This is a genomic window from Streptomyces sp. NBC_01210 (assembly GCF_036010325.1).
GTDB lineage: Bacteria > Actinomycetota > Actinomycetes > Streptomycetales > Streptomycetaceae > Streptomyces.
In genome coordinates, this window is record NZ_CP108549.1 from 6,564,008 (window position 1) to 6,588,122 (window position 24,115).

The 24,115-nt window shown below is 69.4% G+C and carries 23 protein-coding genes and 3 pseudogenes; 17 read left to right on the top strand and 9 right to left on the bottom strand.

The window, feature by feature from the left end:
• Nucleotides 1-28 precede the first annotated feature (28 nt).
• The 5 genes from OG735_RS29970 to OG735_RS29990 all read left to right on the top strand — a co-directional run bounded on the left by OG735_RS29970 (nucleotide 29) and on the right by OG735_RS29990 (nucleotide 6,217).
• Nucleotides 29-1,891, top strand: coding sequence for an acetolactate synthase large subunit (locus OG735_RS29970; RefSeq protein ID WP_327326255.1), 1,863 nt, complete (start codon nucleotides 29-31; stop codon nucleotides 1,889-1,891).
• 39 nt (nucleotides 1,892-1,930) lie between these two features.
• Entirely contained in the window at nucleotides 1,931-2,455 is a 525-nt protein-coding gene (gene ilvN, locus OG735_RS29975) for an acetolactate synthase small subunit (RefSeq protein WP_071263920.1), read from the top strand.
• Nucleotides 2,456-2,575: 120 nt separating this feature from the next.
• Nucleotides 2,576-3,577, top strand: a complete 1,002-nt coding sequence (ilvC, locus tag OG735_RS29980) for a ketol-acid reductoisomerase (RefSeq protein ID WP_327326256.1) — start codon at nucleotides 2,576-2,578, stop codon at nucleotides 3,575-3,577.
• A gap of 279 nt (nucleotides 3,578-3,856) precedes the next feature.
• Nucleotides 3,857-5,449, top strand: a complete 1,593-nt coding sequence (gene serA / locus OG735_RS29985) for a phosphoglycerate dehydrogenase (protein WP_327326257.1) — start codon at nucleotides 3,857-3,859, stop codon at nucleotides 5,447-5,449.
• Between the two features lie 192 nt (nucleotides 5,450-5,641).
• Nucleotides 5,642-6,217, top strand: coding sequence for a TetR/AcrR family transcriptional regulator (locus OG735_RS29990; RefSeq protein ID WP_327326258.1), 576 nt, complete (start codon nucleotides 5,642-5,644; stop codon nucleotides 6,215-6,217).
• Nucleotides 6,218-6,350: 133 nt separating this feature from the next.
• Here the strand turns inward: OG735_RS29990 and OG735_RS29995 are convergent, their stop codons facing one another.
• A complete protein-coding gene (locus tag OG735_RS29995; protein ID WP_327326259.1) occupies nucleotides 6,351-7,718 on the bottom strand; it encodes a PucR family transcriptional regulator in 1,368 nt (455 codons plus the stop codon).
• A gap of 189 nt (nucleotides 7,719-7,907) precedes the next feature.
• Here OG735_RS29995 and OG735_RS30000 point away from each other — a divergent pair, with 189 nt between their 5' ends.
• From OG735_RS30000 to OG735_RS30010, 3 genes are all read left to right on the top strand, one after another.
• A complete protein-coding gene (locus OG735_RS30000) occupies nucleotides 7,908-8,834 on the top strand; it encodes a proline dehydrogenase family protein (protein ID WP_327326260.1) in 927 nt (308 codons plus the stop codon).
• 40 nt (nucleotides 8,835-8,874) lie between these two features.
• A complete protein-coding gene (gene pruA, locus OG735_RS30005; protein WP_327326261.1) occupies nucleotides 8,875-10,506 on the top strand; it encodes an L-glutamate gamma-semialdehyde dehydrogenase in 1,632 nt (543 codons plus the stop codon).
• A gap of 140 nt (nucleotides 10,507-10,646) precedes the next feature.
• Nucleotides 10,647-10,886 carry a hypothetical protein gene (locus OG735_RS30010; protein WP_327326262.1) on the top strand — a complete coding sequence of 80 codons (240 nt, stop codon included), beginning with the start codon at nucleotides 10,647-10,649 and terminating at the stop codon, nucleotides 10,884-10,886.
• Nucleotides 10,887-11,227: 341 nt separating this feature from the next.
• On the opposite strand, the gene OG735_RS30015 is transcribed toward OG735_RS30010, so the two are convergent.
• From OG735_RS30015 to OG735_RS30030, 4 genes and pseudogenes are all read right to left on the bottom strand, one after another.
• Complete coding sequence (locus OG735_RS30015) at nucleotides 11,228-11,662, bottom strand: VOC family protein (RefSeq protein ID WP_327326263.1); 435 nt, start codon at nucleotides 11,660-11,662, stop codon at nucleotides 11,228-11,230.
• A gap of 430 nt (nucleotides 11,663-12,092) precedes the next feature.
• The gene (locus OG735_RS30020; RefSeq protein WP_327326264.1) at nucleotides 12,093-12,668 is read right to left on the bottom strand and encodes a dihydrofolate reductase family protein; all 576 of its coding nucleotides are present in this window, start codon (nucleotides 12,666-12,668) and stop codon (nucleotides 12,093-12,095) included.
• A 196-nt stretch (nucleotides 12,669-12,864) separates the two neighbouring features.
• A pseudogene (locus tag OG735_RS30025) lies at nucleotides 12,865-13,191 on the bottom strand (ArsR/SmtB family transcription factor); the annotation flags it as partial.
• Nucleotides 13,188-13,643 carry an SRPBCC family protein gene (locus tag OG735_RS30030; RefSeq protein WP_327326265.1) on the bottom strand — a complete coding sequence of 152 codons (456 nt, stop codon included), beginning with the start codon at nucleotides 13,641-13,643 and terminating at the stop codon, nucleotides 13,188-13,190. The gene OG735_RS30030 and the pseudogene OG735_RS30025, both read right to left, overlap by 4 nt.
• Nucleotides 13,644-13,757: 114 nt before the next feature.
• On the opposite strand from OG735_RS30030, the gene OG735_RS30035 reads away from it, so the two are divergent.
• On the top strand, nucleotides 13,758-14,300 hold the full coding sequence (locus tag OG735_RS30035) for a GNAT family N-acetyltransferase (protein ID WP_327326266.1): 543 nt from the start codon (nucleotides 13,758-13,760) through the stop codon (nucleotides 14,298-14,300).
• Here the strand turns inward: OG735_RS30035 and OG735_RS30040 are convergent.
• Nucleotides 14,266-14,484: a phospholipase domain-containing protein gene (locus tag OG735_RS30040; protein WP_327326267.1), complete on the bottom strand. Its 219-nt coding sequence runs from the start codon at nucleotides 14,482-14,484 to the stop codon at nucleotides 14,266-14,268. The two genes, OG735_RS30035 and OG735_RS30040, sit on opposite strands and share 35 nt — an antisense overlap.
• A gap of 370 nt (nucleotides 14,485-14,854) precedes the next feature.
• On the opposite strand from OG735_RS30040, the gene OG735_RS30045 reads away from it, so the two are divergent.
• The gene (locus tag OG735_RS30045; RefSeq protein ID WP_327326268.1) at nucleotides 14,855-15,952 is read left to right on the top strand and encodes a calcium-binding protein; all 1,098 of its coding nucleotides are present in this window, start codon (nucleotides 14,855-14,857) and stop codon (nucleotides 15,950-15,952) included.
• 126 nt (nucleotides 15,953-16,078) lie between these two features.
• Here the strand turns inward: OG735_RS30045 and OG735_RS30050 are convergent.
• Nucleotides 16,079-16,396, bottom strand: a pseudogene (locus tag OG735_RS30050) (NADP-dependent oxidoreductase); the annotation flags it as partial.
• Between OG735_RS30050 and OG735_RS30055 the strand changes: the two are divergent.
• Both OG735_RS30055 and OG735_RS30060 read left to right on the top strand, forming a co-directional pair.
• Nucleotides 16,391-16,696: pseudogene (locus tag OG735_RS30055) on the top strand (LysR substrate-binding domain-containing protein); the annotation flags it as partial. The pseudogenes OG735_RS30050 and OG735_RS30055 overlap by 6 nt on opposite strands.
• Before the next feature lie 194 nt (nucleotides 16,697-16,890).
• Nucleotides 16,891-17,019, top strand: a complete 129-nt coding sequence (locus tag OG735_RS30060) for a hypothetical protein (RefSeq protein WP_326652808.1) — start codon at nucleotides 16,891-16,893, stop codon at nucleotides 17,017-17,019.
• Nucleotides 17,020-17,041: 22 nt separating this feature from the next.
• Here the strand turns inward: OG735_RS30060 and OG735_RS30065 are convergent, their stop codons facing one another.
• Nucleotides 17,042-17,407, bottom strand: a complete 366-nt coding sequence (locus OG735_RS30065; protein ID WP_327326269.1) for a hypothetical protein — start codon at nucleotides 17,405-17,407, stop codon at nucleotides 17,042-17,044.
• Nucleotides 17,408-17,585: 178 nt separating this feature from the next.
• On the opposite strand from OG735_RS30065, the gene OG735_RS30070 reads away from it, so the two are divergent.
• Together OG735_RS30070 and OG735_RS30075 are read left to right on the top strand one after the other, a co-directional pair.
• Nucleotides 17,586-18,629 (top strand): 3-isopropylmalate dehydrogenase, encoded by a 1,044-nt coding sequence (locus OG735_RS30070; RefSeq protein WP_327326270.1) that lies wholly within the window; start codon nucleotides 17,586-17,588, stop codon nucleotides 18,627-18,629.
• Nucleotides 18,630-18,859: 230 nt separating this feature from the next.
• Nucleotides 18,860-19,948: a branched-chain amino acid aminotransferase gene (locus OG735_RS30075; RefSeq protein ID WP_327326271.1), complete on the top strand. Its 1,089-nt coding sequence runs from the start codon at nucleotides 18,860-18,862 to the stop codon at nucleotides 19,946-19,948.
• A 78-nt stretch (nucleotides 19,949-20,026) separates the two neighbouring features.
• Here the strand turns inward: OG735_RS30075 and OG735_RS30080 are convergent, their stop codons facing one another.
• A complete protein-coding gene (locus OG735_RS30080; RefSeq protein WP_327326272.1) occupies nucleotides 20,027-21,460 on the bottom strand; it encodes a cytosine permease in 1,434 nt (477 codons plus the stop codon).
• A gap of 127 nt (nucleotides 21,461-21,587) precedes the next feature.
• On the opposite strand from OG735_RS30080, the gene ureA reads away from it, so the two are divergent.
• Genes ureA through OG735_RS30095 form a run of 3 tightly spaced genes read left to right on the top strand, consistent with a single transcriptional unit; the run spans nucleotide 21,588 to nucleotide 24,105 of the window.
• A complete protein-coding gene (ureA, locus tag OG735_RS30085) occupies nucleotides 21,588-22,271 on the top strand; it encodes an urease subunit gamma (protein ID WP_327326273.1) in 684 nt (227 codons plus the stop codon).
• Nucleotides 22,268-22,402, top strand: a complete 135-nt coding sequence (locus OG735_RS30090; protein WP_327326274.1) for a hypothetical protein — start codon at nucleotides 22,268-22,270, stop codon at nucleotides 22,400-22,402. Before ureA ends, OG735_RS30090 begins: the two co-directional genes overlap by 4 nt.
• Nucleotides 22,399-24,105: an urease subunit alpha gene (locus OG735_RS30095; protein ID WP_327326275.1), complete on the top strand. Its 1,707-nt coding sequence runs from the start codon at nucleotides 22,399-22,401 to the stop codon at nucleotides 24,103-24,105. Before OG735_RS30090 ends, OG735_RS30095 begins: the two co-directional genes overlap by 4 nt.
• Nucleotides 24,106-24,115 lie beyond the last annotated feature (10 nt).

The window sequence follows — 24,115 nt, forward strand, 5'->3', positions numbered from 1 at the left end:
AACCCTCAGCTTCGAGAAGAGAATGTCGATGACCGAGCAGGCCACCGGGGCCCACCACCCGCAGCCGCGGGCCCGTAGCGGCGGACCGACGTCCGCCACCGTTGAGCACGTCACGGGCGCGCAGTCCCTCATCCGTTCTCTCGAGGAAGTGGGGGCCGACACGGTGTTCGGCATCCCCGGCGGTGCCATCCTCCCCGCGTACGACCCGATGATGGACTCCACCAAGGTCCGTCACATCCTGGTCCGCCACGAGCAGGGCGCGGGCCACGCCGCGACCGGCTACGCCCAGGCCACCGGCAAGGTCGGCGTGTGCATGGCCACCTCGGGCCCCGGCGCCACCAACCTGGTCACCCCGATCGCCGACGCCCATATGGACTCCGTCCCGCTGGTCGCGATCACCGGCCAGGTCTCCTCCAAGGCGATCGGCACCGACGCCTTCCAGGAGGCGGACATCGTCGGCATCACCATGCCGATCACCAAGCACAACTTCCTGGTCACCAAGGCCGAGGACATCCCGCGGACCATCGCCGAGGCCTTCCACATCGCCTCGACAGGACGCCCCGGACCAGTCCTGGTCGACATCGCCAAGGACGCCCTCCAGGCGCGGACCACCTTCAGCTGGCCGCCGCAGCAGGACCTGCCCGGCTACCGGCCGGTGACCAAGCCGCACGCCAAGCAGATCCGCGAGGCCGCCAAGCTGATCACCCAGGCCAGGCGCCCCGTGCTGTACGTCGGCGGCGGCGTCCTGAAGTCACACGCCACCGCCGAGCTGAAGGTCCTCGCAGAGCTCACCGGCGCCCCCGTCACCACCACCCTGATGGCACTGGGCGCGTTCCCCGACAGCCACCCGCTGCATGTGGGAATGCCGGGCATGCACGGTGCGGTCACCGCCGTCACCGCGCTGCAGAAGGCCGACCTGATCGTCGCCCTCGGAGCCCGCTTCGACGACCGCGTCACCGGCAAGCTGGACAGCTTCGCCCCGTACGCCAAGATCGTCCACGCCGATATCGACCCGGCCGAGATCGGCAAGAACCGCACCGCGGACGTCCCGATCGTCGGCGACGCCCGCGAGGTCATCGCCGACCTGGTGCAGGCTGTCCAGGCCGAGCACAGCGAGGGCCACGCCGGCGACTACACCGCATGGTGGAACGACCTCAACCGCTGGCGCGAGACCTACCCGCTCGGCTACGACCAGCCGAACGACGGCAGCCTCTCCCCGCAGCAGGTCATCCAGCGCATCGGCGAGCTCGCCGACCCGGACACCATCTTCGCGGCGGGCGTCGGCCAGCACCAGATGTGGGCCGCACACTTCATCAACTACGAGCAGCCGGCCACCTGGCTGAACTCCGGCGGTGCCGGGACGATGGGGTACGCGGTCCCGGCCGCGATGGGCGCCAAGGCCGGTCAGCCGGACCGGATGGTCTGGGCGATCGACGGCGACGGCTGCTTCCAGATGACCAATCAGGAGCTCACCACCTGCGCGCTGAACAACATCCCGATCAAGGTCGCGATCATCAACAACGGCGCGCTCGGGATGGTCCGCCAGTGGCAGACCCTCTTCTACAACCAGCGCTACTCCAACACCGTGCTGCACTCGGGGCCCGAGGACGGCATCGCGGTGGAGGGCAAGTCCAGCGGCGGCACCCGCGTCCCCGACTTCGTGAAGCTGTCAGAGGCGATGGGCTGCCACGCACTGCGCTGCGAGTCCCCGGACGACCTCGACAAGGTCATCGCCGAGGCCAACGCCGTCAACGACCGCCCCGTCGTGATCGACTTCATCGTCCACGAGGACGCCCAGGTCTGGCCGATGGTCGCCGCAGGCACCTCCAACGACGAGGTCATGGCCGCGCGTGGCGTCCGCCCCGACTTCGGCGACAACGAAGACGACTGAGCCGAGAGTCCGAGAGAGAAGACCGAGAGAGACCGACACATGTCCAAGCACACGCTCTCCGTCCTGGTCGAGAACACCCCAGGCATCCTCGCCAGGATCGCCGCGCTGTTCTCCCGCCGTGGCTTCAACATCGACTCGCTCGCCGTCGGTGTCACCGAGCACCCCGACATCTCCCGCATCACGATCGTGGTCAATGTCGAAGACCTGCCGCTGGAACAGGTGACCAAGCAGCTCAACAAGCTGGTCAACGTTCTGAAGATCGTCGAGCTCGAGCCGGGCGCCGCGATCCAGCGCGAGCTCGTGCTGGTGAAGGTCCGCGCCGACAACGAGACCCGCTCCCAGATCGTGGAGATCGTCCAGCTGTTCCGCGCCAAAACCGTGGACGTCTCGCCGGAGGCGGTGACGATCGAGGCCACCGGTTCGAGTGACAAGCTCGAGGCGATGCTCAAGATGCTCGAGCAGTTCGGCATCAAGGAGCTCGTCCAGTCCGGGACGATCGCCATAGGGCGCGGCGCGCGGTCCATCACGGACCGATCCCTGCGCGCTCTGGACCGCAGCGCCTGACCGGAACCTGCCAGGGCCGTGCTCGCATGGCGAGACTTGAAGACTTCCGCACCCCATCCCGCCGTACGGTGGGACGCAAACAGCGTCATTCCAAGACGTGCACACCAAGGAGATATCCCAGTGGCCGAGCTGTTCTACGACGACGACGCCGACCTGTCCATCATCCAGAACCGCAAGGTCGCGGTCATCGGCTACGGCAGCCAGGGTCACGCCCACGCGCTGTCGCTCCGTGACTCGGGTGTCGACGTCCGGGTCGGTCTGCACGAGGGCTCCAAGTCCAAGACCAAGGCCGAGGAGCAGGGCCTGCGCGTGGTGACCCCCGCCGAGGCCGCGGCCGAGGCCGACGTCATCATGATCCTCATCCCGGACCCGATCCAGGCCCAGGTCTACGAGGAGTCCATCAAGGGCAACCTGAAGGACGGCGACGCGCTGTTCTTCGCCCATGGCTTCAACGTCCGCTTCGGCTTCATCAAGGCGCCGGCCGGTGTCGACGTGGCCCTGGTCGCCCCGAAGGGCCCCGGCCACCTGGTCCGTCGCCAGTACGAGGAGGGCCGCGGCGTCCCGGCTATCGCCGCTGTCGAGCAGGACGCGACCGGCAGCGCCTTCGCGCTGGCGCTCTCGTACGCCAAGGCCATCGGCGGCACCCGCGCCGGCGTCATCAAGACGACCTTCACCGAGGAGACCGAGACCGACCTCTTCGGCGAGCAGGCCGTTCTCTGTGGTGGCACGTCCGCGCTGGTCAAGGCGGGCTTCGAGACGCTGGTCGAGGCCGGCTACCAGCCGGAGATCGCGTACTTCGAGTGCCTCCACGAGCTGAAGCTGATCGTGGACCTCATGTACGAGGGCGGCCTGGAGAAGATGCGCTGGTCGGTCTCCGAGACCGCCGAGTGGGGCGACTACGTCACCGGCCCCCGCATCATCACCGACCAGACCAAGGCCGAGATGAAGAAGGTCCTCGCCGAGATCCAGGACGGCACGTTCGCCAAGAACTGGATGGACGAGTACCACGGCGGTCTGAAGAAGTACAACGAGTACAAGACGCAGGACGAGAACCACCTGCTCGAGACCACCGGCAAGGAGCTGCGCAAGCTCATGAGCTGGGTGGACAACGAGGAGGCGTAAGCCTTGGGGCCGGGGGCCGGGACGAGCGAGTCCCGGCCCCCGGCCGCTCTGTCCGGGCCCCTGCCACTCTGTCCGGCCGAGTTCCAGCGCTTCTCCACTCTGTCCAGCCACGGACGGGTGATCCTGCCGTCAAGGCGCAAGACTCGCCTTGTGGCACCACTACACTTCTCAACACATACGCGTCAGGCCCACAGTGTCGTGCGTCTTCCACGCGGCTAGCCCCCTCCACCGCCTGCGGCCGTCGGGACGGCCGTCCGCAATGGACTAGTGAGGACTCACGTGAGCTCGAAACCTGTCGTACTCATCGCTGAAGAGCTGTCGCCCGCCACCGTCGACGCGCTGGGCCCGGACTTCGAGATCCGGCACTGCAACGGCGCCGACCGTGCCGAACTGCTTCCGGCCATCGTCGATGTCGACGCGATCCTGGTCCGCAGCGCCACCAAGGTCGACGCGGAAGCCATCGCCCTCGCGAAGAAGCTGCGGGTCGTCGCCCGCGCCGGTGTCGGCCTCGACAATGTCGATGTCTCCGCGGCCACCAAGGCCGGCGTGATGGTCGTCAACGCCCCGACGTCCAACATCGTCACCGCCGCCGAGCTCGCCTGCGGTCTGCTGGTCGCCACCGCGCGCAATATCCCGCAGGCCAACACCGCCCTGAAGAACGGCGAGTGGAAGCGCTCCAAGTACACGGGCGTGGAGCTGAGCGAGAAGATCCTCGGCGTTGTCGGTCTCGGCCGTATCGGCGTCCTCGTCGCGCAGCGGATGTCGGCCTTCGGTATGAAGATCGTCGCCTACGACCCCTATGTGCAGCCGGCGCGCGCCGCGCAGATGGGTGTCAAGCTGCTCTCTCTCGACGAGCTGCTCGAGGTCTCGGACTTCATCACCGTGCATCTGCCGAAGACCCCGGAGACGCTGGGGCTGATCGGCGACGAGGCGCTGCACAAGGTCCAGCCGCACGTCCGTATCGTCAACGCCGCGCGTGGCGGGATCGTCGACGAGGAGGCGCTGGCCTCCGCGCTCAAGGAGGGCCGGGTCGCCGGCGCGGGCCTCGATGTGTACACGAAGGAGCCCTGCACGGACTCCCCGCTCTTCGAGTTCGACCAGGTCGTCTGCACCCCGCACCTCGGCGCGTCGACGGACGAGGCCCAGGAGAAGGCGGGCATCTCGGTCGCGCGTTCCGTGCGTCTCGCGCTCGCCGGTGAGCTGGTGCCCGACGCGGTCAACGTCCAGGGCGGAGTCATCGCCGAGGACGTACGTCCGGGTCTGCCGCTCGCCGAGAAGCTCGGCCGGATCTTCACCGCGCTGGCGGGCGAGGTCGCGGTCCGCCTCGACGTCGAGGTGTACGGCGAGATCACCCAGCACGATGTGAAGGTGCTCGAACTGTCCGCGCTCAAGGGCGTGTTCGAGGATGTCGTCGACGAGACCGTGTCGTATGTCAACGCCCCGCTGTTCGCGCAGGAGCGCGGTGTCGAGGTCCGGCTCACGACGAGCTCGGAGTCGCCGGACCACCGCAATGTCGTCACCGTCCGCGGCACACTCTCCGGCGGCGAGGAGGTCGCGGTCTCCGGCACGCTGGCCGGCCCCAAGCACCTCCAGAAGATCGTCGCGATCGGCGACCACGACATCGACCTGGCGCTCGCCGACCACATGGTCGTCCTGCGGTACGACGACCGTCCCGGTGTCGTCGGCACGGTCGGCCGGATCCTCGGCGAGGCCGGCCTGAACATCGCGGGCATGCAGGTCTCGCGCGCGGAGGAGGGCGGCGAGGCGCTCGTCGTGCTGACCGTGGACGACACGGTGCCGCAGTCGGTGCTGACGGAGATCGCGGACGCGATCGGCGCGGCGTCGGCCCGTACGGTGAACCTCACCGACTGAGACCGACGGAGCCCGACTGAGTACCTCGGGCGGAGTACGTCAAAGGGCCCGGCCCACCGCGTGTTCGCGGTGGGCCGGGCCCTTTGTGGGTACGTTCAGCTCGCCGTGACCAGTGCACACGCCAACCGTCTAATACATCTGTGTAAAACGTAGGTATAGGACAGTTGTATGGACGCGCGGTACGCTGCTGACATGGGACATCGTGAGGATCTGCTCGAAGGCGCCAAGCGCTGCCTGCTGGAGAAGGGCTACGCCCGGACGACCGCGCGCGACATCGTCGCGGCCTCCGGCACCAACCTGGCCTCCATCGGCTACCACTACGGCTCCAAGGAGGCGCTGCTCAACCAGGCCTTCCTGGCGGTGACCGAGGAGTGGGGTGACGCGGTAGGCCCGGCCAACAGGGAGGCGCCCGATATGGCGGCGGATCCCCTCGAGCGCTTCGAGAAGACCTGGGAGCAGGTCATCGCCGCGTTCGATGCCAGCCGCCAGGTCTGGAAGCTCCAACTGGAGGTCGTATCGCGGCTCGACGACGACGAGAAGCTGCGCGAGGCCATCAGGGAACCGCAGTCGGAGGGCCGGCTGGGCATGGCCGAGGCCTTCGTCGGCATGGACCAGGAGGCGGACCCGGAGAAGGCCCGGGTGGCGGGGCTCTTCTACCAGGCGCTGGTGGCGGGCGTGATGATCCAGTGGATGGTCGACCCGGAGACGGCGCCGTCGGCGAAGGGCCTGACCGACGGGCTGCGGGCGATCCTGGAGAAGAAGGGCTGAGACCCGCTGCGGGGTCCGCCTGTCGGAGTCTCGCTGTGGTTGCCGCTTCCGCGCCCCCGCGTTACCTGGATCGGGGCGGAGCGAGGCTCACGGAGTGGCGAGGAGCGGCGATGATCACGCGAGAACAGGTCGATCAAATTCTCCGGGTGGAGGGAAACGGACTTTGGAGCCGTGCCGACTTCAGGGCCATGTGCAGCAGCAGCCGGTCCTCGCCGTCGTCCAGGTCCAGGCCCGTGAGCTGCTCGACGCGCGAAAGCCGGTAGTAGAGCGTCTGGCGGTGGATGCCGAGCGCCGCCGCGGTGCGTCCCGCCTGCCCCGCGCAGTCGAGGAACATCTCGGCGGTGCGGGCCAGTTCGGTGTGGGAGCGGTCGAGCAGCTCGCGTACGGCGGAGTCGTGCGCGGCGTCCGCGGGGAGCGCGGTCAGCATGCGGTACGGGCCGATGGCCGGCCACTCGGCGACCGGGCCGAGCCGGGGCTCGGCCCGTGCCGCGCGGGACGCGGAAGCCGCCTCCAGCCAGGCGGTGTTGAGCCCGGCGAGGCCGCGCCGCGGCGTGGCGATCCCGGCGGTCGCCGCGTCCCCGCCCGCGGCGGCGCGGAGCCGGTCGGCCGCGGTGAGGGCGGGCGAGAGAGTGTCGGCGGAGCGGAGCCGTACGAGGACGGCGAGCGCATGGCCGTCGGGGGCGGAGTCGTCGTGCGGGTGCGGGGCGCCGGACGGAGCGGCATCGGCTCCGCCGCGAGACGTGCGGGTCGCGGCGCGCCGGGCCGAGGTGCCGGTGCTCGCGCCACTGCCGGGATCTACGGCCCCGTCCGGGGCCGTATCGAGTGCCCCGGTCTCGAGCTGCCCGGACCTGCCGCCGTCGCCGAGTCCCGTGTCCCACGGCACCGTGCACAGCGCCGCCACACCCGGCAGCGAGCGCGACGACGGGGCATCGGCCGCGGTCCATGGCGTCACGCACACCACCGCGTGCAGGCGGTCCGCGCTCGTGCCGCCCAACGCCGTGCGGAGCGCCGCCACCGCCATGTCGTACTGCCAGCCGCTCTCCGCCGTCAGGACGGCGCGGAACTCACGGGACAGATCCGTGCCCGCACGCTCCTCGTCGGCGAGCAGCGTGCCGATCCTGGCCGTGACCTCCATCGCCGCGGCGAGCTGGGCCTGCGTGGGCCCAGGGGCCGCGTCGAGCAGCCATACGTATCCGAGGACGATGCCCCCGTGGCGTACCGGAAGGCAGATCCGGTCGCGGAAGACGCCCGCCTCCGGGGCCGCCGGGATCCGGACCGGGCCCGTCGCACGTGCGATACCGAAGCCCTCGAACCAGGCGCGGACCGCCGGTGTGGACTTCCGGGTCAGGATCGAGCGTGTCCTGACGGGGTCCATCGCGGTGTCGTCGTCGCTGTCGTGGGCTCCGAAGGCGATCAGGCCGAAGTCCCGGTTCTCCAGCGTCGCCGGCTCGGCCAGCAGCGCCGAGATCTCGTCGACCAGCTCTTGGTAATCGCCTTTCACTCCGCCATTCTCGCACCCCTTCAGACATATGTCTGAGATCCGGACCACGGATGCGTGACAGCTGTCGATGGCAGAGGATCGGAGCGATCCTTAGGTTTCACGGTGGTTCTTCGTGCCGTTCCGGATGCGTTGTCTTCTGTTCCGCATCGCCTCCGCTTCGGCTCTGTCCTTCTCTCCGTGGAGGTCCCCGTGCTGGGTCCCGTGATCCTCGCCGCGTCGCGCAGCGACAAGATGCGCCGTATCGTCTCGGCCGCCCCGGTCACCAAGCCCGTGGTGAACCGTTTCATCGCCGGCGAGACGGTCCAGGAGACGATCCCCGTCGTCCGGGACACGGCCGACCGTGGTCTCGAGGTCACGCTCGATGTCCTCGGTGAGGACATCACCGACCCGGCGGAGGCGCTGCGCGCCCGCGACGCCTATCTGGAGCTCATCGAGGCCCTTGAGCCGCTGGATCTCGGGATCCGTGCCGAGATGTCGGTGAAGCTCTCCTCCTTCGGCCAGGCCCTGCCCGGCGGGCACGACCTCGCGCTGAAAAACATCACCACGGTCGTCGAGGCCGCCGCCGGGATCGGCACCACGGTCACCCTCGACATGGAGGACCACACCACCATCGACTCGACGCTCGCGATCCACTCCGAACTGCGTGAGCGCTTCCCGCAGACCGGCGCCGTCGTCCAGTCGTACCTCTTCCGCACCGAGGACGACTGCCGCGCGCTGGCCGCGGCAGGCTCACGCGTACGTCTGGTCAAGGGCGCCTACAAGGAGCCCGAGACCGTCGCGTACCAGGACAAGGCCGAGGTCGACAAGGCCTACATCCGCTGCCTGAAGATCCTGATGGAGGGTGAGGGCTACCCGATGGTCGGGTCGCACGACCCGCGCATCATCTCCATCAGCCAGGAGCTCGCCCGCCGGGCGGGCCGCAAGCTCGACGAGTACGAGTTCCAGATGCTGTACGGCATCCGCGAGGCCGAGCAGCAGCGGCTCGCCGCCGAGGGCCACCGGATGCGTGTCTACATCGCGTACGGCACCGACTGGTACGGATACTTCATGCGCCGCCTCGCGGAGCGCCCCGCCAACCTGGCGTTCTTCCTGCGTTCGCTGGTCAGCCGCGGCTGAACCCCCCAACTGACCTACTGATTAAGGAGATTCGGCACCCATGGACGCTGTCACCCAGGTCCCCGCGCCGGTCAACGAGCCGGTTCACTCCTACGCGCCCGGCAGCCCCGAGCGCGCCCGCCTCGAGTCGAAGCTCAAGGAGCTGTCCGAGAACCCGATCGAGCTGCCGATGACGATCGGCGGCGTCCGGCGGATGGGCGGCGGCGAGCGCGTCGACGTCGTACAGCCGCACAACCACAAGGCCGTCATCGGTACGTTCGCCGCTGCCACGCAGCAGGATGCGCAGGACGCGGTCGACGCCGCGCTCGCCGCCGCGCCCGCGTGGCGTGCGATGTCCTTCGACGACCGCGCCGCGATCATCCTGCGCGCGGCCGAGCTGCTGGCCGGTCCGTGGCGCGAGACGCTCGCCGCCTCCACCATGCTGGGCCAGTCGAAGACCGCTCAGCAGGCCGAGATCGACACCCCCTGCGAGCTCGTCGACTTCTGGCGCTTCAACGTCAAGTACGCCCGTGACCTGCTCGCCGAGCAGCCGCCGGCCAACTCGCCGGGTGTGTGGAACCGTCTGGACCACCGTCCGCTCGAGGGCTTCGTCTACGCGATCACGCCCTTCAACTTCACCGCGATCGCGGGCAACCTGCCGACCGCCCCCGCGCTCATGGGCAACGTCGTCGTCTGGAAGCCGTCCCCGACGCAGACCCACGCCGCCGTGCTGCTGATGCAGCTCCTGGAGGAGGCCGGTCTGCCGAAGGGCGTCATCAACCTGGTGACGGGCGACGGTATCGCCGTCTCCGAGGTGGCCCTGAACCACCCCGAGCTGGCCGGTATCCACTTCACCGGCTCGACCAAGACCTTCCAGCACCTGTGGAAGACGGTCGGCAACAACATCGAGAAGTACCGCTCCTACCCGCGCATCGTCGGCGAGACGGGCGGCAAGGACTTCGTCGTCGCGCACCCGAGCGCCGACCGCGCGGTGCTGAAGACCGCTCTGAACCGCGGTTCCTTCGAGTTCCAGGGCCAGAAGTGCTCGGCGTCCTCGCGTGCGTACATCCCCGCGTCGATCTGGAACTCCGGCTTCAAGGAGGAGTTCGCGGCCGAGGTCGACGGCATCAAGATGGGTGACGTCACGGATCTGACGAACTTCATCGGTGCTGTGATCGACGAGCGTGCCTTCGCGAAGAACAAGGCCGCGATCGACCGCGCTGCCGCCGACCCGACCTGCACGATCGTCGCCGGTGGCACGTACGACGACTCCGTCGGCTACTTCGTCCGCCCGACCGTCGTCGAATGCGCGGACCCGAGCAACGAGGTCTTCACGACCGAGTACTTCGGCCCGTTCCTGGCGGTCCACGTCTACGAGGACGACCAGTACGACGCCATGCTCGAGCAGATGGAGTCGGTGTCGGCCTACGCCCTGACCGGCGCGGTCATCGCCAACGACCGTGCGGCGGCAGCGCACACGATGGAGAAGCTGCGGTACGCCGCGGGCAACTTCTACATCAACGACAAGTCGACCGGCGCCGTCGTCGGCCAGCAGCCCTTCGGCGGCGGCCGCGCGTCCGGCACCAACGACAAGGCGGGCGCCCCGCAGAACTTGATGCGCTGGACGCTGACCCGCGCGATCAAGGAGACGCTGGTCCCGCCGACGGACTACCCGTACCCGCACATGGGCTGAACTCCGCCCACTCCGGCCGACGCCCCACCGGGCCGAAGCCCCCTCGTGACCCCGCCCCCGCCCGGCCCCCACGCCGGCCGGGGGCGGTCCACGTTCGACGGGTTTAGGCTGCAGTGAGGGGGTGCTGGAAGGAGAGTGTGATGCCTGGTTCCACGACTCTCGGCCCTGGGCACGGGATCGACTGGATTGAGCACACCGACGCCGTGCGGGTGGCTTCCGTGATGCGGGAGTTGAGCGCGCTACTGACGATGGACGGGCCGAACCGGCTCACCGATGCGCAGGTCAGCGTCTTGTGCGGGGGACTTGTGCATCACCGGCAGGAATTCGGTGAGTGGGTCGAGCGGCTTGCGCAGGACCTGACCCGGAAGGTGTCGGCGTAAGGCGGCGGCCCCGCGCCGGGGGCGATCCGAAGGGCCCCCGGATGCCGGGCATCGGCTTCCCCGACCAGGCGCCGCCTCCCCGAGCAGGCCGTGTTTTGAAAGATCGCCGCCCTTCGTGATGATCTTCGCGTGGGGCGGGGACGGATGCTGATCGACGGAATCCGGTGGCGAGTGCGGACCGGGGCTCCGTGGCGGGACCTCCCGCCCTGCTATGAGCCCTGCAGACGGTCCACGGACAACTGTTCCGCCGCAGGCAGCGCCTGGGAGGTGCAGAACCCAGTTCGACTGATCAAGCCCACCGACCGGTAAGCGGAAGCCTTCTTAAAGCCAGCCCCCTGCCCTCAATCCAGGCAGAATTCGTTTCCCTCCGGGTCGGTCATCACGATGATCCCCTCGTCCAGGCCATTGGGCTCGAGCCGGTACAGCCGCTTCGCTCCCAGCCCCTCCAGCCTGGTGGCCTCCTCCTCCAGCGTGGCCATCCGCTCGTCCCCGGTCAGGCCGGGTGCCGCGCGCACATCCAGGTGCAAGCGGTTCTTCGCCGTCTTTCCCTCTGGGACCTTCTGGAAGAACACCCGCGGTCCCTTGCCGTCCGGATCCGTGATGGCCGACCGGTCGTTGTGGTGCTCAGGCGGCACGCCCCACGCCGTCAGCGCAGCCGTCCAGTCGGGGAAGCCCTCGGGCGGCGGCTGGATGCGATAGCCCAGCGCCTGAGCCCAGAACGCCGCCTGCGCGCCCGGATCGGCGCAGTCGTAAGTCACCTGGAATTCCTTGGCCATGCCGCCTCCGACCGCTCGAAACCTGCCCACGTCCTCGCCCCGGTCGCCTCCCGGAACACACCGCCATCCTCGCACCGCCCTCGGACAAGCCGCTCGCCGACCCGGTGTCAGTCACCCGCCCCCGCCCCCGGCACCAGCCCAGGACCGGCAACCCCGACCGGCCCCGCGAAGCCTTCGCCCGCCGCCTTCAGCACCCCCTCCTCCACAGTGAGCGCGGCTTGCACCCGCTCGGCCTCCTCCCGCAACCGTGCTACCTGTTCCCGGACGGACCCGCTTCTCCCGAGCCTCCAACGGACCGAGCACCGACGGCGCCGGCCACCTCCACAAGCACGACGCGAGCAGTCGAACGACCCCATCTCTCCCGCCGCCGAGCAGAGTCCATCCCCACGCAGCCCGAATCAAACGATCACGTTCGCAAGGCGGATGGCTTCTAAGACACGGCCTCGCGCGCCACGCGGTAGCGGAGGTAGACGACTCTCGAGCTGAAGGTGCTGGTCTCGACGAGTTCGAGATCCACCCGGCGCTCGCGTTGGGGAAAGAACGGAATGCCACCGCCAACCAGCACCGGGTAGACCATGGCCCGGTACTCGTCGATCAGACCCAACGCGGCCGCCTCGGCGGCGAGAGTCGCGCCGCCGATCGCGATGTCGCCCTCCCCCGGCTCGGCTCGCAACCGCTCGATCTCCTCCGCCAGGCCGCCGGAGGCCAGGCGGGCATTGCCCTGCACCGCCGACAGCGTGGTGGAGAACACCACCTTTGGGAGCGGGTTCCAGATCGCGGCCCACTCGAGCTCTGAGTCGTCGAGCGATGGATTCTGGTCGGCGGTCTCCCAGTACAGCATCGTCTCGTACAGCCGTCGTCCCAACAGGTGGACGCCGACCTGTCGAATCTCGTCGATCCAGAAGCGAAAGACCTCCTCGTCGGGCCCCGTCCAGTCGAAGTCGCCGTCCGGCCCGACGATGTAGCCGTCAAGTGAGACGCCCATCGAATAGGTCACGCTGCGCATCAGAAGTCCTCCTCGGTAACGGGTTCGACAGTACGACCGCCGGACGCCGCAGGACTCATCGCGGCTCGCGGGATCCCCTGGGCCAAGGCGGTTCCTTCTGGGCGGGCGGCGATCTTTCAAAACACCAGGCGTCGGCCGCGGAGCCTGCTTCCACCTCCGGTTCTGTGTCCGGGGCGGCCTTGTCTGCGGCCGGGGCCGCCTCGGCCAGGCGCTTGATGGCCGAGAGACGGGTGTCCCACTCGTCGGCGACCCGGTCCATCCATCGGGCTGTGATGCCCAGCCGCGCCGGCAGGACGGTGTACCGCGTCTCCCGTCCCTCCCGGCGGCCGACGACGAGGCCGGCCCGGTCGAGGACGGCGAGGTGCTTCACGATCGCCTGCCGACTGACCGGCAGCTCTGTCGCCAGGACCGTGGCGGTCGCCTCCCCGTGCGCGGCGAGGGCGTCGAGTATCCGGCGCCGGGTCGGGTCCGCCAGTGCGGACAGGACCTCCGCCACGGCCTCCTGGTCTGCGTCCGCCGTCATTCCGCGAGCTGCTCCGCGTACTTCTGCATGTTGACGACCACCTCGGTCCAGCCCGCCGAGTGGCTGTCGTACCCAGCGGTGTCGATCCTGTCCTCGGGGATGGCGAGTGCGTCGAAGCCGGTCTCCACCACGCGCAGGTGCGTGCCGGCGCCGTCCGGGGTGAGGGTGAACTCCACCAGGGTGGAATTGCTCTCGACCGCCTGCTCCCCGGGGAAGGCACTCGCCCAGCGGTACGAGAAGTGGTGCGGCGGGTCGACCTTCACGATTGTGGTGGGGAACTGGCCGTACTGGCCGTGATCCAGGTACATGGTCCCGCCCGGGCGCAGGTCGACCGGCGTCGGCTTGCCCTGTCCGAACCAGGAGCCGACGTGCTCCGGCTCGGTGAGCACGGCCCACACGCGCTCCACCGGTGCGGCGATGGTGATCTCTCGTTCGATGCGGTCCTTACTCATGATCCCTGCCTCCTGTTCGGCTATGACGTGCTACCCAATGGTTGCACGTCATAGCCAAATCGTGCAACCCATCGGTTGCGCGAATGGTTGCGGCGGCCTGGGAGGATGCGGAGCATGAGTGAGTCACCGCGCACCGCCCACACCTTCGAACTCGGCCCCGCCGAACTCCTCGAAATCCGCACCCTGTTGACGGATGCGTTCCACGGCGGCTTCAGCGACGACGACTGGGATCACAGCCTCGGCGGCATCCATGCGCTGGTGCACGAGGACGGGGAGCTCGTCGCGCACGGCAGCGTGATCCAGCGCCGGGTGATCCACGCCCACCGCTCACTGCGTATCGGATACATCGAGGCGGTGGCGGTCCGCGCCGACCGGCGGCGGCGCGGACTCGGCGGCCTGGTGATGGAGACGCTGGAACGGGTGATCGACGGGGCGTACGAGTTCGGGGCCCTCTCCGCCTCCGACGACGGCGCCGAGCTGTACCGGGCACGCGGCTGGCGGCTCTGGGAGGGGCCGATCGCCGCGCAGGGGCTGGGCCGGGTCATTCCGCTGCCGGACGAGGAGGACAGCACCTACGTCCGCCCGGCGGCGAGCCGCCCCCTTCCCGCCCCCGGCCGCAAGCTCATCTTCGACTGGCGCGACGGCGACGTCCTCTAGGGCAGCCCCAGCCCGGACCGAGGCCCACGGTGAAGTAGTCCTCGGTGGAGCCGCCTGCCGGGGCGGTGTACGTCCAGGGGCCGTCCGTACGGTAGTTGTCGGTCCTGATGGTGAACTTCACCGCTGAGGCGGACGAGTTGGTCAGCCTGAACCAGATCGCCTGCTTGCCGGTACCGCTCTCCACGGCCTAGCGCGCCGCCACCTCGATGGACTTGCCCGCTTTCGTCGCGTCACTCGTGAAGCGCCGCAGGTAGCGGTTCGGTCCGGCCACGCTGATGTGTCATGCGTCCGCCCCTGCTCTTTGTGTGCCCCTGCGGCACATCGAGCGCAAGCGTGCAGTCGGCCGTCGCAACGGTCCACAGCCGTACCGGGAGAGATCCGTGAATTGCTGTTGAACTGCGAAGGATGGAGGCGTACGCCGGGTGGCCGAGCCGCCGTGACTGATTCGGAAACCGTGACTGAACGGATGAAATCGCGCGCGGCGGCGCTGTTCGGGCGCCCGGGGCTGGAAGTGATCACGCGCCAGTGCTCACGACCAGACCCAGGGAGCAGCCATGCCGCACAAGCACCTTCGACAGGGACCTGGCCACCGGGCCCTCCTGATCTGCTGCGTCGACGTCCTCGCGGCAGCCGCGCTCGTCGGCCTGGGAGCGGGCGAAGCCGGCGCGCGGGCGCCGCTCTGTTTCGGCGTCCCGGCCACGACCACGACCGGGACGCCCGGGCCCGACGTGATCACCGGCACTCCGGGCGACGACGTCGTCGACGGCCTCGGCGGCAACGACCTGATCTGCGGTCTCGGTGGCGACGACCGTCTGATCGGCGGACCGGGCAACGACTCGGTCAACGGCGGTGACGGCGACGACGGGGTGATCGGCGACGGTTACAGCGGCACCGGAGACGCGACCGGAGCCACGGGAGCGGACCGTCTCATCGGCGGCGTCGGCAACGACAGCCTGGTGGGCGATCACTACGCCATCCAGGGCAGGGCCGACGGGGAGGCGAATGACGCGCTGTACGGCGGGCCCGGGGACGACACCTTGATCGGCGACAACAGAGGCGACTACGCCTCCGGCGGCGCGAGGGACCGTCTCGAAGGCGGCGACGGAAACGACGGTCTCTACGGAGACGCGGTCGGCTTCTACGAGGCCTCGGGAGCCGGCGACGACGTGCTGCTGGAAGGCCGTGGGGAACTCGGCGATGCGACGGGCGACAACACGGCCATCATTGGCAACGCGAGCGGGAGCGGCGGTGACGACGTCATCGACCTGGGCGCGGACGGTGGAACGGTCGCGGTCGGCGACCACAACGCCTCCGGGGGCACGGCGATCGGCTCCGGCAACGACCGGATCGTGGGTGGCAGCGCGGGCGAGTTCATCATCGTCGGCGACAGTGCCCTGGGGGATGCCACCGGAGCCACCGCCGGGCACGACCTGATCTTCGGGCGCGGTGGGAACGACGTCCTGTTCGGTGACAACGTCGGCCAGAACGGCCAGACCGTCGGCGCCGCGGGCGGGGCCGACGCGATCGACGGCGGAACCGGCGACGACGACCTCAGAGGCGGCCCCAGCGCAGATTTCCTCAACGGCAATGCCAATACGGACGACTGTGACGGCGAAGCGGGTGCCGACCTCGAGATCAACTGCGAGGTCTGACCGCCGAGCTGCCCGGCGATGAAGCGCATCACGACGCCGGTCGGGATCGGGTGGATGCCGATCCGGCCGATACCGGAAGAGCTGCCGGCTCGGGGCCGCGGGCAGCACTTCCAGGCCGGACCGGCCTTACGCCCTGACGAGCATCTTTCCGAGATTCTCGCCCCGCAGCATGCCGAGGAAGGCGTCGACGATGAGCCCGAAGCCGTCGACGACCGTGACGCCCGGCGCGATCCGCCCGCTCCGCAGATGTGGGACGAGGAACTCCTCGAACTCGCCCTGCACATCGGTGTGGTTGCGCACCAGCACGCCCTCCAGGCGCAGCGATTTGCCGACCACGTCGGAGAGATTGCGCGGCGCGGCCGGCGGCTCGGCGGTGTTGTACTGGCCGACCGCCCCGACCCAGGCGATCCGCCCGTGGTCGCGCAACGTTGCGATCGCGCCCTCCCGTGGCTCCCGAAGGCGACCGTCCAGGCGGAGGACGACGGGGCAGTGCTCTCGATGGTGAGCAGTGGTTTCGGGATGGCGGTCATGCCTGAGCTCTCCCTGACCGGAGCGCCGGCCAACGTCGAGATCACCGATCTCGGGCCGGAGCGCCCGACGCGCTCCGTCGGCTATGTCACCACCCCTGAGCTGGCCCGCACAGTCGCGGTCAGGGCTCTGATCCGGGAGCTCGGAGCCCTCTCCCGGTCAGCGCGCGATGATCGTCCGGTGATCGCCGTCTCAGATAGTAGGAAGTCCGAGTAATTGTGGAGACAGAAGCGTGTACCTGTCCTAGCTTTGTAGAAGCCGAACGTCTCGCTCGATCCAGCGAATGGCGGCCCTGAGTCAGTGCCCCCAGCAGGCAACCCCTGCGGCACCCCTCACCGCCCCTTCCGGCGCCTCACAGATACATCACCGGCATTGCCGTGTGGCTTTCTGATCTGAAGGAGTCGATCATCATGCCCGCTGAGACCGCCCGCCGCGTCCGCCACTCGTCCCGCACGAGCGAGTCCGACCGCAAGAATGCCGCCGCCGCCCTGCAGCGAGCTCTCGACCGCAGGGACAACGGCGGTTCCACGGGTCACTGACCCGTCGTCCTCGCCGCCCGCTTCACAGCCCGCGCTTGACCTCGAAGTAGTCGACGCGCTTGCCGCTCTCGGCGAGCGCGGAGACCTTCGGCTTCGGGGCCGTACCGGACTCCGCCTCCACCGCGAGGGCTTCTTCGACAGCGAGGGCGTTCACCACCGCGGTCGCCGGGGCCGTGGCGAGCTCGGGGGAGGCCGCGCTCGCGGTGGACGCACGGCCGAGCAGCAGACCGCCGCCGCCCGCCACACCCGCCGCAAGGCCGCCGGCCGGCGCGCCGCGCCGGGAGAGCTTGGGGCGTGCGTGCTTGGCGCGCAGATACTCGTGCTGCTCCGGCATGCTCATACGGCGGGCGAGGTCTTCGGGGACGCCCAGGTGGGGGGTTTCAGCCATGGCGCCGAACTTGCGGGTAACTTCGAACGCCGGCCCAGACTTTGGGTGAACGATTCACAAACTTCCCACCGGGTCCGACCGGTCGGCGGAGTTCGGGCCCGTCCGGCGATCGAGGACACGCCTGTCCGGATGATGGACATCAAGTGTCATTGGCTGGGACGCGGAGTAGGGTGCCGATATGTCTCGCAGCATCAATCTCGCAGTGATCCCCGGTGACGGCATCGGCCAGGAAGTCGTGGCTCAGGGCCTGAAGGTCCTCTCCGCCGTCCTCCCGCAGGATGTGAAGCTGGAGACCAAGGAGTACGACCTCGGCGCCCAGCGCTGGCACCGCACCGGAGAGACCCTCCCGGACGCGGAGCTCGACTCCCTCAAGAACCACGACGCGATCCTGCTCGGCGCGATCGGCGACCCGTCCGTGCCGTCCGGAGTGCTGGAGCGCGGGCTGCTGCTCAAGCTGCGGTTCGCCTTCGACCACTACGTCAACCTGCGTCCGTCGAAGCTGTTCCCGAACACCGCGACCCCACTGGCCGGCCGCCCCGACATCGACTTCGTCGTCGTCCGCGAGGGCACCGAGGGCCCGTACACCGGCAACGGCGGCTCCCTGCGCACCGGTACGCCCGCCGAGGTCGCCACCGAGGTCAGCCTCAACACGGCGTACGGCGTCGAGCGCGTCGTCCGTGACGCGTACGAGCGGGCGAACTCCCGTCCGCGCAAGAAGCTGACGCTGGTCCACAAGAACAACGTCCTCGTCTACGCCGGTCACATGTGGAAGAACATCTTCGACAAGGTCGGCCAGGAGTACCCCGAGGTCACCACCGACTATCTGCACGTCGACGCCGCGACGATCTTCTTCGTCACCCAGCCGGAGCGCTTCGACGTCATCGTCACCGACAACCTCTTCGGTGACATTCTCACCGACCTCGCCGCTGCCGTGACCGGCGGTATCGGCCTGGCCGCGTCCGGCAACATCAACCCGACGGGCACCTTCCCGTCGATGTTCGAGCCCGTCCACGGCTCCGCGCCCGATATCGCGGGCACGGGCAAGGCCGACCCGACGGCCACGATCCTCTCCGTCGCCCTCCTGCTGCGTCACCTCGGCTTCGAGACCGAGGCGGCACGCATCGAGGAGGCCGTCTCCGCCGACCTCGCGGAGCGTGACGGTACGACGGTCCGTACGACGGACGAGATCGGCGACGCGCTCGCGGTACGAGTAGCCGGCTGACCCGACGGTTCCACTGAAGCCGCCGGGTCGCATCAGCACCCGGCGGCTTCTCCTGTGCGGCCTCCGGGTGTCACCATCAACCCTGGACCGCATTCACCCCGTTTCTTGCACGGCCCCACGCGAGCGATAATCGACGTGGGCCGCGGCATGCGGGAAAGCTCGGACGTCCTAGCAGTCGCAGCGGCGTGAGCGCGGTCCGTCACAAACAACCGGTGAAGGACACTGCACTCATGACGACGCCCACGATCGAGCTCAAGCCTTCCTCGCACCCGCTGTCCGACGCGGAGCGCGAGGGGATCCTGGCCAACCCCGGATTCGGCCGCCACTTCACCGATCACATGGTGACGATCAAGTGGACGGAGGGGCGCGGGTGGCACGACGCCCAGCTCGTCCCGTACGCGCCGCTGTCGATCGACCCGGCCAATATGACGCTGCACTACGCGCAGGAGATCTTCGAGGGCCTGAAGGCCTACCGCCGTCCCGACGGCTCGGTCGTCACCTTCCGTCCCGAGGCGAACGCCCAGCGCTTCCAGAGGTCCGCGGCCCGGCTGGCGATGCCGGAGCTGCCGGTCGAGACCTTCATCGAGGCGTGCGACGCACTGGTCCAGCAGGACAAGGCGTGGGTCCCGGCGCACGGCGGAGAGTCCTCGCTGTATCTGCGCCCCTTCATGATCGCGACCGAGGTCGGCCTGGGTGTGCGGCCCGCCAACGAGTACCTCTTCATCGTCATCGCCTCGCCCGCGGGCGCCTACTTCCCCGGCGGCGTCAAGCCGGTCTCCATCTGGCTGTCCGAGGACCGTGTGCGCGCCGTCCCCGGCGGCATGGGCGACGCCAAGACCGGCGGCAACTACGCCGCGTCCCTGCTCGCCCAGGCCGAGGCCGCCGCGAAGGGCTGCGACCAGGTCGCCTACCTCGACGCCGTGGAGCACAAGTGGGTCGAGGAACTGGGCGGCATGAACCTGTACTTCGTGTACGGGAACCGCATCGTGACTCCCGAGCTCACCGGCTCGCTGCTCGCCGGCATCACCCGTGACTCGCTGCTCCAGCTCGCCAAGGATCTCGGCTACGAGTCCGAGGCGGGCCGGATCTCCATCGACCAGTGGACGGCCGACACCGAGAACGGCACGCTCACCGAGGTCTTCGCCTGCGGTACGGCCGCGGTCATCACCCCGGTCGGCCTGGTCAAGTCCGCGAGCGGCGAATGGAAGCAGTCCGGCGGCCAGCCGGGCGAGGTCACGATGCGGCTGCGCAAGGCGCTGCTGGACATCCAGACGGGCAAGGCGGAGGACGTCCACGGCTGGACCCACCAGGTGGGCTGACGCCGACCGCAGCTCTACGTACGAAGGCCCGCCCCGGTTCACACCGGTGGCGGGCCTTCGCCGTCTCCGCGCCGTCCGTCAGGCGGTGACGTCGACCGTGGACGGTTCCGCCGCGGTCGACATCACGGCCGGGACCGGAGCCCGCAGGGTCAGCAGCGTGTACGTCAGGCCACCGACCATGCCGGAGAGGATGAAACTGCAGTCCACCCCGCCCGTGAGGGCGAGCAGCGGGCCTTCGTAGACCGTCGTGGAGACCGCCGTCAGACCGACCGCCGCGCCCAGGGCCCAGGACGCCGTGGCCCGCACGTTCCAGCCCGCCCGGTACCAGTAGATGCCACCCCGGGCGCGGCGATTGAAGACCTGCAGCGCGTCCGGGTCGTACTGGCCGCCGCAGCGCACATGTCCGATCAGCGTGATCACCGCCCAGGGGGTGCCGATGGCGGTCAGCAGCAGCACGAAGGACGTCATGGCCGACTGCGCGTCCCATGCGAACGAGCCGAGGAACACAAACGTGGTCGCGACGACGGCGGCCATCACGGTGGCCTTGGCGCGGGTGGCCTTCGGCAGGATCGCGTCCAGGTCGAGGCCCATCGAGTACAGCATCAGGCCGGAGTTGCCGACGGAACCTGCCGAGGCCGCGAGGAGCAGCGGTGCCAGGTACCAGAAGGGCGCGGCGTCGACGAGCGGTCCCGCGTACTCCAGCCCCGCGCGGGCGGCGAGAGCCGTGTACGTACCGAACAGCTGCGGCACCAGCAGGCCCAGGAGGAGACCCAGACAGCCGGCCCAGTACACCTTTCGGGTGCTGTGGCGGCGCGGCGAGATGTAGCGCGTGTAGTCACCGAGCAGCGTGATGAAGGCGACCGGGCCGCTCAGCCCGGCGGCGACGGCCGCGAGCAGCCAGGTGGGCCAGAAGGAGCCGAGCAGGTACGGGGTGTCGGGGGGCGCGGCCGTCGTGAAGTCGCCCGCGTAGGCGAAGACGCCGACCAGCAGCAGGATCACCATGCCGATGGACAGCACCTTGCTGAGCCGGAGCAGCAGCCGGTAGCCGTAGATCGCGCCGACGACGGTACAGCCCGCGAGCAGCGTGTACATCAGGGCGCGGGTGGCCCCGCCGTCGGGCAGCCCGACCAGCCGGGACAGGGTGCCGACCATCACGTCGCCGCCGATCCACAGCGTGAGGGCGGTGTACCCGAGCGAGAGCAGCAGGCCGACGACCGAGCCGACGAGCCGGCCGCGTACGCCGAACTGGGCGCCGCTGGACGTGGAGAGGTTGGTCGCCGTGTGCAGGGAAATCAGTGCGAGCGGGGCCGTGACCAGGATGCCGACCAGCGTGCCGATGACGATCGAGGTCACTGAGGGCCACAGGCCGAGCCCGAAGGACGGCGGCAGCCAGCCGAAGACGATGACGCCCAGGCAGAGGTTCGAGCCCAGCAGGATCGAGATGAGATCGCGTGGCGTACTGGTGCGCTCCACGTCCGGGATGGTGTCGACTCCGCGCTGTTCTATCGGCATAGGGGTGCCCCTGAGACTCGGCTGTTTGAGTGGCGCTCAATGTGACTCAGGCACAGGTCCTCCGTCAATGCTTCCGTGAAAAGAAACTCGCCGTTAGAGTGACGTTCAAACAAGGAGGTGTGGTGACGTGCGACTGACCCCGACCGAGCGCGACCGGCTGCTGCTCTTCGGCGCCGCTGAGCTGGCGCGGGCGCGCCGGGCCCGAGGCCTGAGGCTCAATGTGCCCGAGGCGACCGCGCTCATCGCGGACACCGTCTGCGAGGCGGCCCGCGACGGCCGACGGCTCGCGGAGGCGATCGAGGCGGCCCGCAGTGTGCTGGGCCCCGACGATGTGCTGCCCGGTGTGGCGGATGTGGTCACCGAGGTGCATGTGGAGGCCGTCTTCGACGACGGTTCACGGCTCGCCGTGGTCTCCGAGCCGATCGGAGGCGGCGGACTCGGCGACGGTGCGCCCGGCGCCGTACTGCCCGCTCCGCCGCACGCCGAGCCCGAGCCCGCACTCAGGCTCACCGTGCGCAACACCGCGGCCGTGCCGGTGAGCGTCACCTCGCACTTCCACTTCTTCGAGGCCAATCCGCGACTCGACTTCGACCGCGCCGCGGCGTACGGCATGCGGCTCTGCGTCCCCGCTGGGTCCTCCGTCCGCTTCGACCCGGGCGGCGGGGCCGAGGTCGGCCTGCTGCCCATCGGCGGCGACCGGATCGCGATCGGTTTCGCGGGCCTGGTCGACGGCCCGCTGGACGCGCCCGGCGCGAAGGAAGAGGCGCTGCGGCGCGCGGCGGCCTGCGGCTATCTGGGAGCGGAGCGTTGAGCGCCGCCTCGCGCCGTACGCCGCGCCGTACGCCGCGTACGCCGCGTACGCCGAGTACGCCGCGCCCCGCGACGGGCGCCGCCCCGCGCCCCGTGTCGTACGCCCACCACGAGCTGGAGGTCCGCTCATGACCGGCATCGACAGGACCGGTATCGATCCGTACGAGTACGCGTCCGTGCACGGCCCCCGCGCCGGGGACCGGGTCGTGCTCGGCGACTCCGGGCTCGTGGTCCGCGTCGAGTCGGACACGCAGAAGCCGGGCGACGAGTTCCTGGCCGGCTTCGGCAAGACCGCGCGCGACGGGCTGCACCTGAAGGCCGCCGCCGTACGAGAGACCTGCGATGTCGTCATCAGCAACGTGCTTGTCATCGACGCCGCGCAGGGTATCCGCAAGGTGTCGATCGGCATCCGCGAAGGCAGGATCCACGCCATCGGGCGGGCCGGGAACCCGGACACCCTCGACGGTGTCGACGTCGTCGTCGGCACGGGCACGAGCATCGTGCCCGGCGAGGGCATGATCGCCACCGCCGGAGCCGTCGACACCCATGTCCATCTGCTCTCGCCGCGCATCATGGAGGCCTCGCTCGCCTCCGGTGTCACCACCGTCATCGGCCAGGAGTTCGGCCCGGTGTGGGGCGTCGGCGTCAACTCGCCCTGGGCACTGCGCCACGCCTTCAACGCCTTCGACGCCTGGCCGGTCAACATCGGCTTCCTGGCGCGCGGTTCGTCGTCCCACGACGCGCCTCTGGTGGAGGCGCTCGCCGAGGGCGGCGCGTCCGGCTTCAAGGTCCACGAGGACATGGGCGCGCACACGCGGGCTCTCGACACCGCGCTGCGCGTCGCCGAGGAGTACGACGTCCAGGTCGCGCTGCACAGCGACGGTCTGAACGAATGCCTGTCGGTCGAGGACACGCTGCGCGTCCTGGACGGCCGCACGATCCACGCCTTCCACATCGAGGGCTGCGGCGGGGGACACGTACCGAACGTGCTCAAGATGGCGGGCGTACCGAACGTCATCGGCTCGTCCACCAATCCGACCCTGCCCTTCGGCCGGGACGCGGTTGCCGAGCACTACGGGATGATCGTCTCCGTACACGACCTCAAGACCGATCTGCCGGGCGACGCCGCGATGGCGCGGGACCGGATCAGGGCCGGAACGATGGGTGCGGAGGACGTGCTGCACGACCTCGGCGCGATCGGGATCACCTCGTCGGACGCGCAGGGGATGGGGCGCGCGGGCGAGACCGTACGTCGCACCTTCGCCATGGCCGGAAAGATGAAGGCCGAGCTCGGCCCGATGGAGGGCGACGGCGCGCACGACGACAACGCGCGTGTGCTGCGCTACATGGCGAAGCTGACCATCAACCCGGCAATCGCACACGGCCTCTCGCACGAGATCGGCTCGATCGAGGTGGGCAAGCTCGCGGACATCGTGCTGTGGAAGCCGCAGTACTTCGGGGCGAAGCCGCAGCTCGTACTGAAGTCGGGCTTCCCGGCGTACGGGGTGACGGGCGACCCCAATGCCGCGACCGACACCTGTGAACCGCTCGTCCTCGGCCCGCAGTTCGGGGCGTACGGAGCGACCGCCGCGGACATCTCGGTGGCCTTCGTGGCGAAGGCGGCGACCGAACTGGGCTCCGACCTGATGCCGACGCGCCGCCGCCGGGTCGCGGTACGCGGCACACGCGGCATCGGCCCGGCCGATCTGCGGCTCAACTCCCGCCTCGGCGAGGTCGGGGTGGACGGCGCCAGTGGCCTGGTCACGCTCGACGGCGCCCCAGTGCGGTCCGAACCCGCCGACTCGATCTCCCTCAACCGCCTCTACTTCCTCTAGGAGTCCGACG

Coding starts and splice junctions, on each gene's coding strand:
- OG735_RS30010 (WP_327326262.1), top strand. CDS start 10,647: ATGCCTGGTTCCACGACTCTCGGCCCTGGGCACGGGATCGACTGGATT.
- OG735_RS30020 (WP_327326264.1), bottom strand. CDS start 12,668: ATGCGCAGCGTGACCTATTCGATGGGCGTCTCACTTGACGGCTACATC.
- OG735_RS30045 (WP_327326268.1), top strand. CDS start 14,855: ATGCCGCACAAGCACCTTCGACAGGGACCTGGCCACCGGGCCCTCCTG.
- ilvN (WP_071263920.1), top strand. CDS start 1,931: ATGTCCAAGCACACGCTCTCCGTCCTGGTCGAGAACACCCCAGGCATC.
- OG735_RS30075 (WP_327326271.1), top strand. CDS start 18,860: ATGACGACGCCCACGATCGAGCTCAAGCCTTCCTCGCACCCGCTGTCC.
- OG735_RS30095 (WP_327326275.1), top strand. CDS start 22,399: ATGACCGGCATCGACAGGACCGGTATCGATCCGTACGAGTACGCGTCC.
- OG735_RS30015 (WP_327326263.1), bottom strand. CDS start 11,662: ATGGCCAAGGAATTCCAGGTGACTTACGACTGCGCCGATCCGGGCGCG.
- OG735_RS29990 (WP_327326258.1), top strand. CDS start 5,642: ATGGGACATCGTGAGGATCTGCTCGAAGGCGCCAAGCGCTGCCTGCTG.
- OG735_RS30070 (WP_327326270.1), top strand. CDS start 17,586: ATGTCTCGCAGCATCAATCTCGCAGTGATCCCCGGTGACGGCATCGGC.
- OG735_RS29970 (WP_327326255.1), top strand. CDS start 29: ATGACCGAGCAGGCCACCGGGGCCCACCACCCGCAGCCGCGGGCCCGT.
- OG735_RS30030 (WP_327326265.1), bottom strand. CDS start 13,643: ATGAGTAAGGACCGCATCGAACGAGAGATCACCATCGCCGCACCGGTG.
- OG735_RS30080 (WP_327326272.1), bottom strand. CDS start 21,460: ATGCCGATAGAACAGCGCGGAGTCGACACCATCCCGGACGTGGAGCGC.
- OG735_RS30035 (WP_327326266.1), top strand. CDS start 13,758: ATGAGTGAGTCACCGCGCACCGCCCACACCTTCGAACTCGGCCCCGCC.
- OG735_RS30065 (WP_327326269.1), bottom strand. CDS start 17,407: ATGGCTGAAACCCCCCACCTGGGCGTCCCCGAAGACCTCGCCCGCCGT.
- pruA (WP_327326261.1), top strand. CDS start 8,875: ATGGACGCTGTCACCCAGGTCCCCGCGCCGGTCAACGAGCCGGTTCAC.
- OG735_RS30060 (WP_326652808.1), top strand. CDS start 16,891: ATGCCCGCTGAGACCGCCCGCCGCGTCCGCCACTCGTCCCGCACGAGC.